Here is a 14579-nt window from a genome sequence, read left to right on the forward strand (position 1 = left end):
GGCTCCCTTCGCTGGCTGCGCGATCTTTGCCCCAGTTGGTTCAGAAATCCAGTCCAAGGTCCAGCGTTGTCGCAGAATGTGTGAGCGCGCCCATAGAGATGTAGTGCACCCCGGTCGCTGCGACCTCGGCCAGGCGCGGCAGGGTCATATTGCCCGAAGCCTCCAGCACGATACGCCCCTGCGCCATGTCGACCGCCTGCGCGAGCATCGGCGTGTCCATGTTATCCAACAGCACCACATCTGCGCCGCCTTCGTCCAAGACCTCTTGAAGCTGTGCCAGCGTGTCGACCTCGATTTCGACCCGGATCATATGCGAGGCATTGGCCTTGACCGCCTGCAACACGGGCCGGATGCCCCCGGCGGCGGCAATGTGGTTGTCCTTGACCAGGATCGCGTCGGAGAGGGAAAAGCGGTGGTTGAACCCGCCGCCATGCAGCACCGCTTGTTTCTCAACCATGCGCAGCCCCGGCGTGGTTTTGCGGGTGCAGGTGATCCGGGTCTCGGTGCCCTTCGTCTCGGCCACGCAGGCCGCCGTCAGGGTGGCGATGCCCGAGAGCCGGCCGGCAAAGTTCAGCGCCACACGTTCCGCCGAGAGGATTGCGGCGGCGGAGCCCTCGATCTCCATCAGCGTGTCACCTTTTGCGATCCTGCTGCCGTCTTCTTTCAGCGTGCGCACGTCAAGCGTTGGATCGACAAGGTGAAAGGCCAGCCGCGCGATTTGCATGCCAGAGACGACCCCCTCGGCGCGGGCGCGCAGCCGGGCGGTATAGGTCGTGCCCTCGGGGATCACGCTGCGGGTCGTGACATCACCATAGGTGCCGAGGTCTTCCATCAAGGCGGCACGGACCAGCGGCTCAAGGATCAGGTCGGGCAGGGCGGTGGGCATTTTCAAGCGTCCTCGGGGTTGGTGCGGCGGGCCGTGGCCTCGGCCAATGTCATGAAACTGCGGGCGGCGTCGGGCAGCGTTTCGGGGTAGTCGGTGCGGCAATGCGCGCCCCGGCTTTCGCGGCGGGCGAGGGCCGCGGCGGCGATCAGGGTTGCGGTGGCGGTCATGTTTTGCAGCTGCGCACATTCGGGTTGCGCCGCTTCGATCTCTGCAATGGCCGTCAAGGCGCGGTGCAAGCCCGCCGCATCCCGCAGCACGCCAACCTCTGCGGTCATGGTCTGGCGCAGACGGGTGACGAGGGTTTCGTTCGGCGTTTCGCCAGCGGGCAGATCCGGCAGTTGTACGGCGTCATCCTCGCCCGCCTCGCATTCCTCAAGCATGTCCTGCGCCGCGCGACGGGCAAAAACCAGCGCTTCGAGCAGCCCGTTGGACGCCAGACGGTTCGCGCCGTGCAGCCCGGTCGAAGACGCCTCCCCACAGACCCAGAGCCCGGCGAGGCTTGAGCGGCCATGCGCATCCGTGGCAATGCCGCCCATATGGTAATGCGCCGCGGCGGCGACGGGGATGGGCTGGGTCACCGGGTCGATGCCGTTGCGCGCGCAGGCGGTTGCAACGGCGGGGTAGTCGGTCAGCACCGCCGCGCCCAAAGCCGCGCGGGTGTCGAGCATGGGGCGCAGCCCCGTCTGGGTCTGGGCAAAGATCGCGCGGGCCACCACATCGCGCGGGGCAAGCTCAGCAAGGGGGTGAACCGCCTCCATAAAACGCAGGCCTTCGCGGTTGATCAGATGCGCCCCGGCCCCGCGCAGTGCTTCGGTCGCCAAGGGCGCGGGGTCTTCGCCGCAGTCGATGGCGGTGGGGTGGAACTGTACGAATTCCGCATCTGCAATGAGTGCGCCCGCGCGGGCGGCCATGCCGATTACCTGACCGCGAATGCGGGCCGGGTTGGTGGTCAGCGCATAAAGCCCGCCAGACCCGCCGCCCGCCAGCAAGACCCCCGCGCCGCGCAGCATTGCCGGGGCAGAGCCTTCGGGCCGGGCCAGTTCAACCTCGACCCCGGTGACTTTGCTGCCGTCACTTTCCAAACCGCGGGCCAGCTCCCCTTCGAGCACTTGGATCGAGGGTGTTTCGCGCACCTTTTCGATCAGGGCGCGCATGATCTCGGCCCCGGCTTGATCGCCCTGTACGCGCACAACGCGGGCAAAGCTATGCGCCGCCTCGCGCGACATGACATAGCCCCCATCGGCGCTGCGGTCGAAGGCGGTGCCGAAATCCGTCAGAGCGAGGATATGGGCGCGGGCCTCATCCGTTACGGTGGCGGCGACGCGCGGCTCGACCGTGCCCGCTCCCGCTTTGATGGTGTCGAGCGCATGGGCTTCGGGGCTGTCGGCCTGCGCCATGGCGGCGGCCACGCCGCCCTGCGCCCAAGCGGAACTGGCCCCCGACCCCAAAGGATCGGGCGAGATCAGCAAAACCGGACGCGGCGCAAGACAAAGTGCGGCATAGAGCGCGCCCAGACCGGCCCCAACGATGATGATCCTGCCGGTTGTGATCTGCTCCACGCGCGCGCCCTTCAGAGCCCGAGTTCGCGGGAGAGGTCGATCATCCGTTGCACGGCCACCCGCGCCTTGCTGGCAACCTCGGCCTCCACTTCGACGGCGCCGGACATCGTGTGCAGGGACCAGAGCACCTTTTCCAGCGTGATCTTCTTCATGTAGGGGCACATGTTGCAGGGGCCGACGAAATCGACCTCGGGCAGTTCATCGGCAATGTTCGACGCCATGGAGCATTCGGTGACCAGCATCGCCTTGGCCGGTTTTTCGCGGTGCACGTAGTCGAGGATGCCGCTGGTCGAGCCGGAGAAATCCGCCTCTGCCACCACGTCGGGCGGGCATTCGGGATGCGCGATGATGCGGGTGTCGGGGTTCCACTCGCGGTAGTCGGCGATGTCCTTGGCGGTATAGCGTTCGTGCACGATGCAGGCGCCGTCCCACCAGACGATGCGCTTTTGCGGCACCTGTTTGGCGATGTTCTGTGCCAGATATTTGTCCGGCGTCATGATGATCGTGTCGGCCTCAAGCGCGGCGACGATCTGTGCCGCATTCGATGAGGTGCAGCAGATGTCCGACGCCGCTTTCACTTCCGCCGTGGTGTTTACATAGGTCACCACCGGCGCGCCGGGATATTGTGCGCGCATCTGTGCGACGCCCTCGGCAGTGATGCTTTCGGCCAGTGAACAACCCGCTTCCATGTCGGGGATCAGCACGGTCTTGGCGGGGTTCAGGATTTTTGAAGTCTCGGCCATGAAATGCACGCCGCATTGCACGATGACATCGGCCTCAACCTCGGTCGCTTTCACGGCCAGTTGCAGGCTGTCGCCGACGAAATCCGCGATGCCGTGATAGATGTCGGGCGTCATGTAATTATGCGCGAGGATGACCGCGTTACGCTCTTTCTTGAGCTTGTTAATCGCGGCGACATAGGGCGCATGGATGGCCCAATCGGGGGGCGAGACGACACGGTCCATCTTGGCGTAGATATCGGCCATTTCAGCCGCCAGCGCTGGCGATGGCGCGAGGTCATAATGGCGCTCAAGCTCGCTGGGCGAAAAGATTTCATCACGCATGGTCGGTCCCCCTCCGGCCTTGGCGCGTGTCACGGCACCGCGCTGGACACCACACCCGGCGTGCTGGCCATAGACGACTGGCGGGGTTTGGGCAAGCCAATACCCTTTAGGGCAAGGCGCTGGCCGCCCGGGGGCGTTAGGTGAATTTGCGGAACAAACGGGTCTGGTCGAACATGTCTTCCAAGCGTTCGGCGCGGTCCTTTGTATCCTCCCAGTTGATGTCCTGCATGGCGGAAATCACGCTCTCCACCAGCAGCAGCGTGGCCGCCGCGCTGTCCCAAGCCGAGGGCGCGACGATCCGGCTGGAGAAGCAGATATCGGCAAGGCTATGCACCGGAGAGCGCCACTGGTCGGTGAAGAGGATGATCTTGGCCCCCCGCGCATGGGCCATTTCCGCCAGCTTCAGCGTGTTGTTCTCATAGCGCCGCACGTCAAAAATAACGAAAACATCGCCTTCGCCCACGTCCAGCAGGTAATGCGGCCAAGCGTTTGATGTGGACTGGATATGTGTCACCCGCGGGCGGATGATCTGGGCGTGGAGGAAAAGGTATTCGGCCATCACATGGGTGATGCGTCCGCCCACGATATAGAGCGGATGCGCGGTGTCGGCGATCATCGCGCAGGCGCGGTCGAAGGTGGCAGGCTCGATCTGGCCCAACGTATGGCGGATGTTGTCGATCACCGCGTCGGTGAAACGGTTCAGCACATGGCCCGAGGGTGCGCCTTCAGCCCAAGTGTCATGTTTGGCGATGGGGTTCTTGGCCTTGGCCTTCAGTTCTTCGCGCAACTCGTTCTGAAACTCAGGGTAACCCTTGAACCCCAGCTTTTGCACCATCCGCGCCACGGTGGGGGTCGAGACATTGGCATCCTTCGCCAGCGCCGTAAGCGGGCCGAGGCCGGAGGCGGGGTAATTCTCCAAAATCGAATGGGCGAGTTGCCGTTCCGCACGGGTCAGCCGGTCCAACTCTTGCTGGATGCGATCGGAAATGGTCAGCGTCGGTTCAGCCATGGATGCCCCTCTTTTGATGAGTAATAACACAAACTGAACAGCGTTGTAATAAATTTGACATTATTCTGTTGACAGAAGCCCCCCGCCCGAATGAGGTTTGATCTAACTGAGGGGGATAGGGTGTCAGAACAGACAGATCTTTCGAATGAAGCCGTCGAGGTGATCAACGCCGGGGCCAAGGCTCCGCTGGTGTTGGTCTGCGAACATGCGGCGCGTGAGATACCGGCCTGCTACGACGGTCTGGGGCTGGATGCCGCGGCCCGCGAAAGCCATGTGGCTTGGGATCCCGGTGCCTTGGGTGTGGCCCGGGCCATGGCGCAGGATCTGGATGCGGTGCTGGTGGCCGGGCGCGTCTCGCGTCTGGTCTACGATTGCAACCGCCCGCCCGAAGCCCCGGGCGCAATGCCAGCGCAAAGCGAGATTTTCGCGATCCCCGGCAATGCCACGCTTGATGAGGCTGGCCGGGCCGAGCGGGTGGCGCGCTATTACGAGCCGTTCCGCGCGACTTTGGCGGCGACGATCAAACGGGTCGACGCGCCCGCGATCGTTACGGTGCATAGTTTCACGCCGATCTACCACGGCAAGCCGCGCCGCGTAGAGATCGGCATTCTGCACGACAGCGACACGCGCCTTGCCGATGCGATGCTCGCGGTGGCGTCGGGGTTCACGGACCTCAACGTCGAACGAAATGAGCCCTACGGTCCGCAGGACGGAGTGACCCATACGCTAAAAGAACATGGGCTGACCCATGGTCATCCGCATGTGATGCTAGAGATCCGCAATGACCTCATCACCACCGAAGCCAACCAGCAGCAGATGGCCGAGATGATCAGCAATTGGCTCCGCGCCGCCATGGCTCGGCCCGAGATGAAGGAGGCCACAACGTGAGGTTCATGCGAGGCTATATCCGGGGCATCGACGCGATGAACCGGCGGATCGGGCGGATCATGATGTATGGTATCTTTGTCCTGATGGGGGTGCTGTTGTGGTCCACCGTCAGCAAAGCCTTCTTCGTCCCTTCGCTTTGGACGCTTGAAATGGCGCAGTTTGTCATGGTGGGCTATTACATCTTGGGCGGTCCCTATTCGATCCAACTGGGGTCGAATGTGCGGATGGACCTCCTTTATGGCGATTGGTCGCTGCGCCGCAAAGCGTGGTTTGACCTCTTCACCGTCTTCTTCCTGATCTTCTATCTCTGCGTGCTGCTCTATGGGGCGGTAAGCTCTACCGCCTATTCGCTGGGCTACTGGGGCACCGAGCCGTTCAGCTTTTTCGGCGGCTTGATCACCGGTAGTGAAGAGGTTGGCCATATGGAGCAATCCAGTTCCGCATGGCGTCCCTATCTCTGGCCGATCAAGGTCGTGATGATCGTCGGCATCTTTCTGATGCTGCTGCAATGTCTGTCCGAGCTCGCGAAAGACGTGCTGCGGCTCAAGGGTGAGGCCATCTGATGTCCTATGAAATGATTGCGACATTGATGTTCTCGTCAATGATGTTGATGCTACTGACCGGCCAGCGGGTTTTTGGCGCCATTGGCTTTATCGCCGTGGTCTCGGCGCTGCTGCTTTGGGGCGACAAGGGCGGCTATGACATCGGTTTCGCCGCCGCGATGAAGCTGATGAAATGGTATCCGCTGCTGACGCTGCCGATGTTCATCTTCATGGGCTATGTGCTGAGCGAGAGCCGCATTGCCGATGACCTCTACCGGATGTTCCACGTCTGGATGGGTGGGGTGCGCGGCGGTCTGGCGATTGGCACGATTGGCTTGATGGTGCTGATCTCGGCGATGAACGGGCTCAGCGTGGCGGGGATGGCGATTGGCTCGACCATTGCGCTGCCGGAGCTTTTGAAACGCGGCTATGACAAAAGGATGGTGACGGGGGTGATCCAAGCGGGGTCGAGCCTTGGCATCCTCGTGCCGCCCTCGGTCGTGCTGGTGCTTTATGCGATGATCGCGCGGCAGCCGGTGGGTCAGTTGTGGCTGGCTGGGGTCATCCCGGGGCTGATGATGGCCGCGATGTTCGTCGCCTATATCGTCATTCGCTGCCGAATGAATCCCGAACTCGGACCCATCCTCTCGGCCGAGGATCGCGACATTCCCCGTGCCGAGAAGCTGCGCCTTCTGCGGGCGGGCATCCTGCCGCTGGTGATCTTTGCGGTGATGATGGTGCCTTTCGTCAATGGCTGGACAAGCTTGGTCGAAAGCTCGGCCATCGGGGCTGCGGCGGCGTTCTTTGCCGCGGTCCTCAAAGGCCGCATGACCCGCGAGGTTTTCGAGAACTCCCTGCGCAACACCTTGGGCATCACCTGCATGTTCATGTGGATCATCCTTGCCGCCCTCGCCTTTGGCGCGGTCTTCGACGGGTTGGGTGCGGTGAAGGCGATCGAGAGCCTGTTCACCGAGAAGATGAACCTCAGCCCCTGGATGATCCTGATCATGATGCAGCTTAGCTTCATCATCATGGGCACCTTCCTCGACGACACCGCGATGCTGGTGATCGTGGCGCCGCTCTATGTGCCCTTGGTCGGTGCGCTCGGCTTCGATCTGATCTGGTATGGTATCCTTTACACGATCACCACGCAGATCGCCTATATGACCCCGCCGTTTGGCTACAACCTGTTCCTGATGCGCGCCATGGCCCCGCCAGAGATTACCCTGCGCGACATCTATGCTTCGATCACGCCCTTCGTGCTGGTGATGGTCTTGGCACTGATACTCGTCATGGTCTTCCCGCAGATCGCGACATGGCTGCCCGATTACATCTACGACAAATAACAATGAGAGCCGCGCAAAGACGGCCTGACATTTCAACAAAGGAGAGACGTATGACCACTCGCAGAAAGTTTCTATCCGGGGCCGCCGTCGCCGCCCCTGCGGCCCTTGCCGCGCCCTCCATCGTGCATGCCCAAGCGCCGATCAAATGGCGCATGCAGACCTATGCCGGCGCCGCTCTGGGTGAGCAGGTGACCAAACCGGCGGTCGATTACATCAACGCCGCCGCCAATGGCGAGATGGAGATCGAACTGTTCTACGCCGACCAGATCGTGCCCACCGGCGAGCTGTTCCAAGCCATGCAGCGCGGCACCATCGACATGGTGCATTCCGATGACGACTCCATGGCCTCGCCCACGCCGCTGCAACAATTCGGCGGCTACTTCCCCTTTGCCACCAAGCACATCCTCGATGTGCCTGTGCTGTTCAACCAGTACGGTTTGGCCGAAATCTGGAAAGAGGAATACGCCAAGGTCGGCGTCGAATGGCTGTCGGCTGCGGGCCAAGACCCCTGCAACTTCAACACCACCAAAGAGATCAAATCGGTCGCCGATCTGGACGGTCTGAAGCTCTACACCTTCCCCACCGCGGGCCGCTTCCTGTCGAAGTTCGGCGTGGTGCCGGTGAACATCCCCTACGAGGACGCCGAGGTCGCGGTGCAGACCGGCGAGCTGGACGGTATGGCATGGTCCGGCATCACCGAGGATTACACCGTCGGCTGGGCCGATGTGACCGACTACTTCCTGACCAATAACATCTCGGGTGCTTGGATCGGGTCGTTCTTCGTCAATCAGCAGCAGTGGGCCGATCTGCCGGATCACCTCAAGCAGTTGGTCATGGCCGGGATCGAAGCGGGCCACACCTACCGCAACCAGTGGTACTGGGGCGGCGAGGCGCGTCTGCGCGCGCAGGGCGACAAGCTCAAGCTTAGCACCGTGCCTGCCGACGAATGGGCCGAGGTTGAAAACGCGGCCAAGGACTTCTGGACCGAGATCGCCGAAGAGGGCGAAGTGCACGCCAAGATCGTGCAGATCTTCCGCGACTATAACGAGGTCATCAACAAAGCCGGTCCGCCCTACACCAACGGCTGAACCGACAACCGGGGGCGCGCTGCCCGCGCCCCCGCCTTACCCCCTGAAGTGGACAGAACATGCCCGGCACACTGACATTCGACGCGCTGAAAAAACTGGTCAAAGAAGGATCCGTCGATACGGTTCTTGCGTGCCTTGTGGATATGCAAGGCCGGTTGATGGGCAAACGCTTCCATGCCGTCAACTTTGTCGAGACCTCTTATAAAGAAACCCATTGCTGCAACTACCTGCTGGCCACCGACCTTGAGATGGCCACGCCCGAGGGCTTTGCCTCGACCTCGTGGGAGACGGGTTACGGCGACTACGTGATGCAGCCCGACCTCGACACGATCCGCCCGGTGCCATGGCTGGAGGGCACGGTGATGGTGCTCTGCGATGTGCTGGATCACGACACGCATTCCCCGGTGCCGCATTCCCCGCGCGCCATGCTGAAGAAACAGATCGCGCGGCTGAAGGAACTGGGTTTCGACGCCATGATGGCGACCGAACTGGAGTTCTTCCTTTTCGAGCAAAGCTTTGACGCGATCCGCAAGGGCGGCTACCGCGACCTCACGCCGATCAGCGGCTATAACGAGGATTACAACATCCTCCAGACCACCAAGGAAGAGAACGTGATGCGCCCGCTGCGCAACCATCTCTTCGCTGCCGGTCTGCCCATCGAAAACTCCAAGGGCGAGGCCGAGGCCGGTCAGGAAGAGCTCAACATCCGCTATTCAGCGGCTCTGGACTGCGCCGATTATCACACGATCGCCAAACATGCGGTCAAAGAGATCGCTTGGCAGCAGGGCCATGCGGCAAGCTTCCTGCCCAAGTGGCACAAGGACCGCGTCGGCTCTTCCAGCCACGTCCACCAGTCGCTGTGGAAAGACGGCGAAGCGGCATTCTATGACAGCGAGGGCGCGTTGGGCATGTCCGAGCTCATGCACCACTATATGGCGGGTCTGATCGCCTATGCCCCGGAATATACCTATTTTCTCGCCCCCTATGTGAACAGTTACAAGCGTTTCGCCAAAGGCACATTCGCCCCGACCAAGACCGTCTGGTCCGTCGACAACCGCACCGCGGGGTTCCGCCTCTGCGGGGCGGGGACAAAGGGCGTGCGGGTCGAATGCCGTATTGGCGGATCGGACTTGAACCCTTATCTGGCGCAGGCAGTCATGCTAGCCGCCGGGATCAAAGGGATCGAAGACAAGATGGAGCTTGCCCCGCCCACACGCGGCGATGCTTATGGCGAGTCCGACGCTGTCGATATCCCCCAGACCCTGCGGGCAGCAACCGAGACCCTGCGCGGCTCGACCTTCCTGCGCGAGGTCTTGGGCGACGATGTAGTGACCCATTACACCCGCGCAGCGGAATGGGAACAGGAAGAATATGACCGGGTGGTGACCGATTGGGAAATCGCCCGCGGCTTTGAAAGGGCCTGAGAATGACGACGGTAAAATGTATCTCTCCGATTGACGGTTCGGTCTATGCGGAGCGCGAAACCCTGAGCACGCAGGCAGCGCAAGACGCTGTCGCCCGCGCGCGCCGCGCGCAAAAGGCATGGGCCGCGCGCCCCTTGCAGGAACGTGTTGATCTGGTGATGGCTGCGTTGAAAGAGATCGAGAATTCGACCGACCGGATGACCGAGGAACTGGCCCATCAGATGGGCCGCCCGGTGCGCTATGGCGGTGAGTTTGGCGGCTTGCAAGAACGCACCAGCCACATGGCCAAGATCGCCGCCGATGCGCTGGCACCTACGGTGATCGAAGACAGCGCCGCCTTTAGCCGAAAGATTATGCGTGAGCCGCATGGCGTGGTTTTTGTCGTGGCACCGTGGAACTACCCTTATATGACCGCGAACAATACCATCGCGCCCGCGCTGATCGCGGGCAACGCGGTGATCCTGAAACATGCCTCCCAGACCATTCTCGTCGGTGAACATCTTGCCGATGCGTACCGCGCCGCGGGCGTGCCGGAGGATGTGTTTCAGAACGTCGTGCTGAGCCATGACACCACTTCGGCGTTGATCGCGGATAACGCCTTTGATTTCGTCAATTTCACCGGCTCCGTCGGCGGCGGTCAGGCGATGGAACGCGCCGCGGCGGGCACCTTCACCGGCGTCGCGACCGAGTTGGGCGGCAAAGACCCCGCCTATGTCCGGGCCGATGCCAATCTTGACGCGGCGGTCGATGGCGTGATGGACGGCGCCATGTTCAACGCGGGCCAGTGCTGCTGCGGGATCGAGCGGATCTATGTGCACGAAAGCCTTTATGATGCCTTCGTCGAAAAGGCCGTGGCATGGGTGAACAACCTCAACCTCGGCAACCCGCTGGATCAGGCCACGACGCTTGGCCCGATGGCCAACGTGCGTTTCGCCAATGAGGTTCGCGCGCAGATTGATGAGGCCGTGGCGGCAGGTGCCAAGGCGCATATCGAGAAGATGGATGCCGACGATGGTGGTGCCTATCTGACGCCACAGGTGCTCACCGATGTGACCCATGAGATGCGCGTCATGCGCGACGAAAGTTTTGGCCCCGTTGTCGGCATCATGCCGGTGAAGGACGACGAAGAGGCCATCGCGCTGATGAACGACAGCCAGTTCGGCCTGACGGCCGCGATCTTTACCGCCGATGCCGAGGCTGCCGAGGCCATCGGTCAGCGGTTGGAAACCGGCACCGTCTTCATGAACCGTGCCGACTATCTGGACCCGGCGCTGTGCTGGACCGGTTGCAAGCAAACCGGGCGCGGCGCGGGCCTGTCTGAACTGGGCTATCACGCGCTGACACGCCCCAAATCCTACCACCTCAAGAAAGCCTGAGACATGTCCCTGACTGCAAATTGGTCTTACCCCACCGCCATCCGCTTCGGCGCGGGCCGGATTAAAGAGATTGCCGAGGCCTGCGCCGCTGCGGGCATCAAGAAGCCGCTGCTGGTCACCGACAAGGGGCTGGCCTATCTGCCAATCACCCAGTCCACACTGGACCTGATGGAGGCCGAAGGTCTGGGCCGCGCGATGTTCTCGGACGTTGACCCGAACCCGACCGAGATGAACGCCGAGGCGGGCATCAAGGTCTACCGCGACGGCGGCCATGACGGCGTGATCGCCTTCGGCGGCGGCTCCGGTCTCGATCTGGGCAAGGTCATCGCCTTCATGGCGGGCCAGACCCGCCCCCTGTGGGATTTCGAAGACATCGGCGATTGGTGGACCCGCGCCGATGCGGATGGCATCGCGCCCATCGTGGCCGTGCCGACGACCGCCGGCACAGGCTCGGAAGTGGGGCGCGCCAGCGTCATCACCAATTCCCAGACCCATGAGAAGAAGATCATCTTCCACCCCAAGATGCTGCCTGCCGTCGTGATCTGCGACCCGGAACTGACCGTCGGCATGCCGCCGATGATCACCGCAGGCACTGGGATGGATGCTTTCGCCCATTGTCTCGAAGCCTTCTGCTCGCCGCATTACCATCCGATGAGCCAAGGCATGGCGCTGGAAGGGATGCGTCTGGTCAAGGAATACCTGCCCCGCGCCTACGCCGATGGCAGTGATCTTGAGGCGCGCGGCCATATGATGTCCGCCGCGGCCATGGGCGCCACGGCGTTCCAAAAGGGTCTGGGGGCCATTCACGCCATCAGCCACCCGATTGGCGCGGTGCATCACACGCATCACGGCACCACCAACGCCGTGGTCATGCAGCCCGTTCTGCGCCTGAACCGCCCCGCGATCGAGGAGCGTCTGGCCAAGGCGGCGGCCTATCTCGATATCGTTGGCAGCTTTGATGGGTTCTATGATTTCGTCGGCAAGTTGAATGCGGAGTTGAATATCCCCGCTAATCTGACCGCCCTTGGCGTGACCGAACCGGATATCGACGCGCTGGTCGCCTCGGCCTTGCAAGACCCGAGCTGTGGCGGCAACCCGATTGAACTGACCAAAGAGAACGTCACGCAGCTGCTGCGCGACTGCTTCTGATCCGAAACAAAAAGGGGGGCCAGATGGCCCCCCTTTCGCGTTGCGCTGAATGCGCGAATTACTCGGTCGCCTCTGCCGCCGCTTCGGTCTCGGTCACCTCCGGCCCGACGGAGACCAGATAGGCCCAAACGTCTTTCGCGTCTTCCTCGTCTCTCAGACGGTAAGACATTTTCGACTTGGCCCGTTTCGTATCAAGATACTCGGCCAGAAACCCCTTGGGGTCGGCGACGTAGCCGGTGAAATGTTCTTCGTTCCACGCCAGCCCGGCTTCGCCAGCCTCAACGATGGAATCGCCATAGCGGTAGTCTTCTATGGACCCCGCGACGCGGTTGTAGATGCCATAAAGGTTTGGCCCCGTACGGCCCCCTTTCTGGATATCGTTGCCCTCATCATCTTGGATCATGTGGCAGCTTTTGCATTTCCGAAAGACCTTTTCCCCGGCTTCGGCGTCACCGGAGGCATGGCTTTCCGCCCAAAGGGGCGTGGCCCCAAGGCAGATGGCGAAGATCGACGCGATACGCATGTTCATTCTCAGTTCCTCTATCTGTCTGGCCCGAAACTAGCGTTCGGGGCGAAGGGGTAAAGGATGTTGACTGCGCCAAAAGGTAGCATGGTGCGCGCGGCGCGCCGGTTAGCGGTTGAGACCAGGGGGAAATCCTCCGATAACAGCCGGTGAATTCCTTTAGCGCCGAGGGTGAGATGAACACAACGGTGAGCCGCATCTGATGGAGATCATGGTCCCCGCCTGGGTCGACGGCACCCTGCAACCGGTTGAAAAGCTCGCCGCGCATGAACGCGGTTTGCGGCATATGGCGGTTTCGGTCTTTGTCATCTCTGACGGCAGGCTGCTGATGCAACAGCGCGCGCTTGGCAAATATCACACCCCCGGTCTTTGGGCGAACACCTGCTGCACACATCCGCATTGGGACGAGCCACCCGAGGTTTGCGCCGCGCGGCGTCTGGAGGAAGAGTTGGGGATCACGGGGCTGGAACTCCAACACCGGGGCCGGGTCGAATACCGCGCCGATGTCGGCGGCGGGCTGATCGAGCATGAGGTGGTCGAGGTCTATCTCGCCCATGCCGCGCCGGACCTCTTGGTCACGGCAAACCCTGAGGAGGTGATGGCGACCCGCTGGATCACCCTTGGCGATCTACATGCCGACCTCGCGCAGCACCCCGATGAATATACGCCTTGGCTGCGGATTTACATGGCCGAACACGAAGGTCTGATCCTCGGCGGCGGGGCGATGGAATAACAGAAAGGCGGGCCAGAGATGACCGACGACATGCAAGACCAAAAGACACGCGCGGCGGATTGGTTCCGCAAGCTTCGCGATGATATCGTTCAGGCGTTCCACGACATCGAAGCGCGTCATGTGGGCGAGGAAGAGGCCGGGCGTTTCGTGGTCAGCAACACCACCCGCACCGCCCCCGATGGATCGGACGCTGGCGGCGGTGAGATGTCCGTCATGCGCGGGGGCCGTGTGTTTGAGAAGGTGGGTGTGAATATCTCCACCGTCTATGGCGAGTTGGGTGAGCGGGCGCAGGCCGCCATGGCCGCGCGCAAGGGTCTGCCCGGCATGGCCGAAGACCCGCGTTTCTGGGCCTCGGGCATCAGTCTGGTGGCGCATATGCAAAACCCACATGTGCCAGCGGTGCATATGAACACCCGCATGTTCTGGACCCCGCATGCGTGGTGGTTCGGCGGCGGTGCGGATTTGAACCCTTGTATCGAGTATGACGAGGACACCGACCATTTCCATGCTGAGATGAAGGCCGCCTGCGATCCGCATGGGGCCACGCTCTATGATGAGTTGAAGGCTTGGGCGGATGAGTATTTCTACATCCCCCACCGCAAACGTGCGCGGGGGGTGGGTGGTATCTTTTACGATGACCGCAACAGTGGCGACTGGGAGGCGGATTTCGCGCTGACACAGGATGTGGGTCGCGCGTTCCTGCCCGCCTATGTGCCCGTGGTCGACAAGCGGCGCGAGATGCCGTGGGACATGGAAGACAAGGACGTGCAGCTGCGGCACCGGGGGATCTATGCCGAGTATAACCTCGTCTATGACCGGGGGACGAAGTTCGGGTTAGAGACGGGGCATGATCCGGATGCAGTGCTGATGAGCCTGCCGCCGATGGCGAAGTGGGTTTGAGGTAGCCACCCCGGCCCGGAATCAAGCCGTAGGCGCCGGGCCATCGCCTGCCCGCCCGCCACGCCAAAGGCGTGCCGCAATATTGAGGGCGC

At 62.2% G+C, this 14579-nt stretch carries 14 protein-coding genes; 9 read left to right on the forward strand and 5 right to left on the reverse strand.

The features are described from left to right. Window positions 1-40: 40 nt before the first annotated feature. The 4 genes from nadC to ACGYK7_RS01415 all read right to left on the reverse strand — a co-directional run bounded on the left by nadC (window position 41) and on the right by ACGYK7_RS01415 (window position 4518). Window positions 41-886 carry a carboxylating nicotinate-nucleotide diphosphorylase gene (nadC, locus tag ACGYK7_RS01400; RefSeq protein ID WP_394398308.1) on the reverse strand — a complete coding sequence of 282 codons (846 nt, stop codon included), beginning with the start codon at window positions 884-886 and terminating at the stop codon, window positions 41-43. A gap of 2 nt (window positions 887-888) precedes the next feature. Next, a complete protein-coding gene (locus ACGYK7_RS01405) occupies window positions 889-2445 on the reverse strand; it encodes an L-aspartate oxidase (RefSeq protein WP_394398310.1) in 1557 nt (518 codons plus the stop codon). Between the two features lie 11 nt (window positions 2446-2456). Beyond that, entirely contained in the window at window positions 2457-3509 is a 1053-nt protein-coding gene (gene nadA, locus ACGYK7_RS01410) for a quinolinate synthase NadA (RefSeq protein ID WP_394398312.1), read from the reverse strand. A 136-nt stretch (window positions 3510-3645) separates the two neighbouring features. Continuing rightward, the gene (locus ACGYK7_RS01415) at window positions 3646-4518 is read right to left on the reverse strand and encodes a MurR/RpiR family transcriptional regulator (protein WP_394398314.1); all 873 of its coding nucleotides are present in this window, start codon (window positions 4516-4518) and stop codon (window positions 3646-3648) included. Between the two features lie 120 nt (window positions 4519-4638). Here ACGYK7_RS01415 and ACGYK7_RS01420 point away from each other — a divergent pair, with 120 nt between their 5' ends. From ACGYK7_RS01420 to ACGYK7_RS01450, 7 genes are read left to right on the forward strand one after another with little or no spacing between them, the layout of a single operon-like run. Beyond that, window positions 4639-5406: an N-formylglutamate amidohydrolase gene (locus ACGYK7_RS01420; protein ID WP_394398316.1), complete on the forward strand. Its 768-nt coding sequence runs from the start codon at window positions 4639-4641 to the stop codon at window positions 5404-5406. Window positions 5407-5411: 5 nt separating this feature from the next. Next, window positions 5412-5969: a TRAP transporter small permease subunit gene (locus ACGYK7_RS01425; RefSeq protein ID WP_394398908.1), complete on the forward strand. Its 558-nt coding sequence runs from the start codon at window positions 5412-5414 to the stop codon at window positions 5967-5969. Then, on the forward strand, window positions 5969-7294 hold the full coding sequence (locus ACGYK7_RS01430) for a TRAP transporter large permease subunit (RefSeq protein ID WP_394398318.1): 1326 nt from the start codon (window positions 5969-5971) through the stop codon (window positions 7292-7294). Before ACGYK7_RS01425 ends, ACGYK7_RS01430 begins: the two co-directional genes overlap by 1 nt. Before the next feature lie 50 nt (window positions 7295-7344). Next, window positions 7345-8382, forward strand: a complete 1038-nt coding sequence (locus ACGYK7_RS01435) for a TRAP transporter substrate-binding protein (protein ID WP_136720278.1) — start codon at window positions 7345-7347, stop codon at window positions 8380-8382. Between the two features lie 59 nt (window positions 8383-8441). Then, window positions 8442-9806, forward strand: a complete 1365-nt coding sequence (locus ACGYK7_RS01440) for a glutamine synthetase family protein (RefSeq protein WP_394398320.1) — start codon at window positions 8442-8444, stop codon at window positions 9804-9806. A 2-nt stretch (window positions 9807-9808) separates the two neighbouring features. Next, the gene (locus tag ACGYK7_RS01445; RefSeq protein WP_394398322.1) at window positions 9809-11182 is read left to right on the forward strand and encodes an aldehyde dehydrogenase family protein; all 1374 of its coding nucleotides are present in this window, start codon (window positions 9809-9811) and stop codon (window positions 11180-11182) included. A 3-nt stretch (window positions 11183-11185) separates the two neighbouring features. Beyond that, the gene (locus ACGYK7_RS01450; RefSeq protein ID WP_394398324.1) at window positions 11186-12331 is read left to right on the forward strand and encodes an iron-containing alcohol dehydrogenase; all 1146 of its coding nucleotides are present in this window, start codon (window positions 11186-11188) and stop codon (window positions 12329-12331) included. A gap of 58 nt (window positions 12332-12389) precedes the next feature. On the opposite strand, the gene ACGYK7_RS01455 is transcribed toward ACGYK7_RS01450, so the two are convergent. Then, window positions 12390-12860, reverse strand: coding sequence for a c-type cytochrome (locus tag ACGYK7_RS01455; protein ID WP_394398326.1), 471 nt, complete (start codon window positions 12858-12860; stop codon window positions 12390-12392). A gap of 196 nt (window positions 12861-13056) precedes the next feature. Here ACGYK7_RS01455 and idi point away from each other — a divergent pair, with 196 nt between their 5' ends. Together idi and hemF are read left to right on the forward strand one after the other, a co-directional pair. Beyond that, window positions 13057-13587 carry an isopentenyl-diphosphate Delta-isomerase gene (gene idi / locus ACGYK7_RS01460; protein WP_394398328.1) on the forward strand — a complete coding sequence of 177 codons (531 nt, stop codon included), beginning with the start codon at window positions 13057-13059 and terminating at the stop codon, window positions 13585-13587. Between the two features lie 18 nt (window positions 13588-13605). After that, window positions 13606-14487, forward strand: coding sequence for an oxygen-dependent coproporphyrinogen oxidase (hemF, locus tag ACGYK7_RS01465; protein ID WP_394398330.1), 882 nt, complete (start codon window positions 13606-13608; stop codon window positions 14485-14487). The last annotated feature ends 92 nt before the right edge of the window (window positions 14488-14579 follow it).

The organism is Sulfitobacter sp. 1A15299, from assembly GCF_043556915.1.
Lineage (GTDB): Bacteria > Pseudomonadota > Alphaproteobacteria > Rhodobacterales > Rhodobacteraceae > Sulfitobacter.

Coding starts and splice junctions, on each gene's coding strand:
- nadC (WP_394398308.1), bottom strand. CDS start 886: ATGCCCACCGCCCTGCCCGACCTGATCCTTGAGCCGCTGGTCCGTGCC.
- nadA (WP_394398312.1), bottom strand. CDS start 3,509: ATGCGTGATGAAATCTTTTCGCCCAGCGAGCTTGAGCGCCATTATGAC.
- ACGYK7_RS01415 (WP_394398314.1), bottom strand. CDS start 4,518: ATGGCTGAACCGACGCTGACCATTTCCGATCGCATCCAGCAAGAGTTG.
- ACGYK7_RS01425 (WP_394398908.1), top strand. CDS start 5,412: ATGCGAGGCTATATCCGGGGCATCGACGCGATGAACCGGCGGATCGGG.
- ACGYK7_RS01430 (WP_394398318.1), top strand. CDS start 5,969: ATGTCCTATGAAATGATTGCGACATTGATGTTCTCGTCAATGATGTTG.
- ACGYK7_RS01435 (WP_136720278.1), top strand. CDS start 7,345: ATGACCACTCGCAGAAAGTTTCTATCCGGGGCCGCCGTCGCCGCCCCT.
- ACGYK7_RS01440 (WP_394398320.1), top strand. CDS start 8,442: ATGCCCGGCACACTGACATTCGACGCGCTGAAAAAACTGGTCAAAGAA.
- ACGYK7_RS01445 (WP_394398322.1), top strand. CDS start 9,809: ATGACGACGGTAAAATGTATCTCTCCGATTGACGGTTCGGTCTATGCG.
- ACGYK7_RS01450 (WP_394398324.1), top strand. CDS start 11,186: ATGTCCCTGACTGCAAATTGGTCTTACCCCACCGCCATCCGCTTCGGC.
- ACGYK7_RS01455 (WP_394398326.1), bottom strand. CDS start 12,860: ATGAACATGCGTATCGCGTCGATCTTCGCCATCTGCCTTGGGGCCACG.
- idi (WP_394398328.1), top strand. CDS start 13,057: ATGGAGATCATGGTCCCCGCCTGGGTCGACGGCACCCTGCAACCGGTT.
- hemF (WP_394398330.1), top strand. CDS start 13,606: ATGACCGACGACATGCAAGACCAAAAGACACGCGCGGCGGATTGGTTC.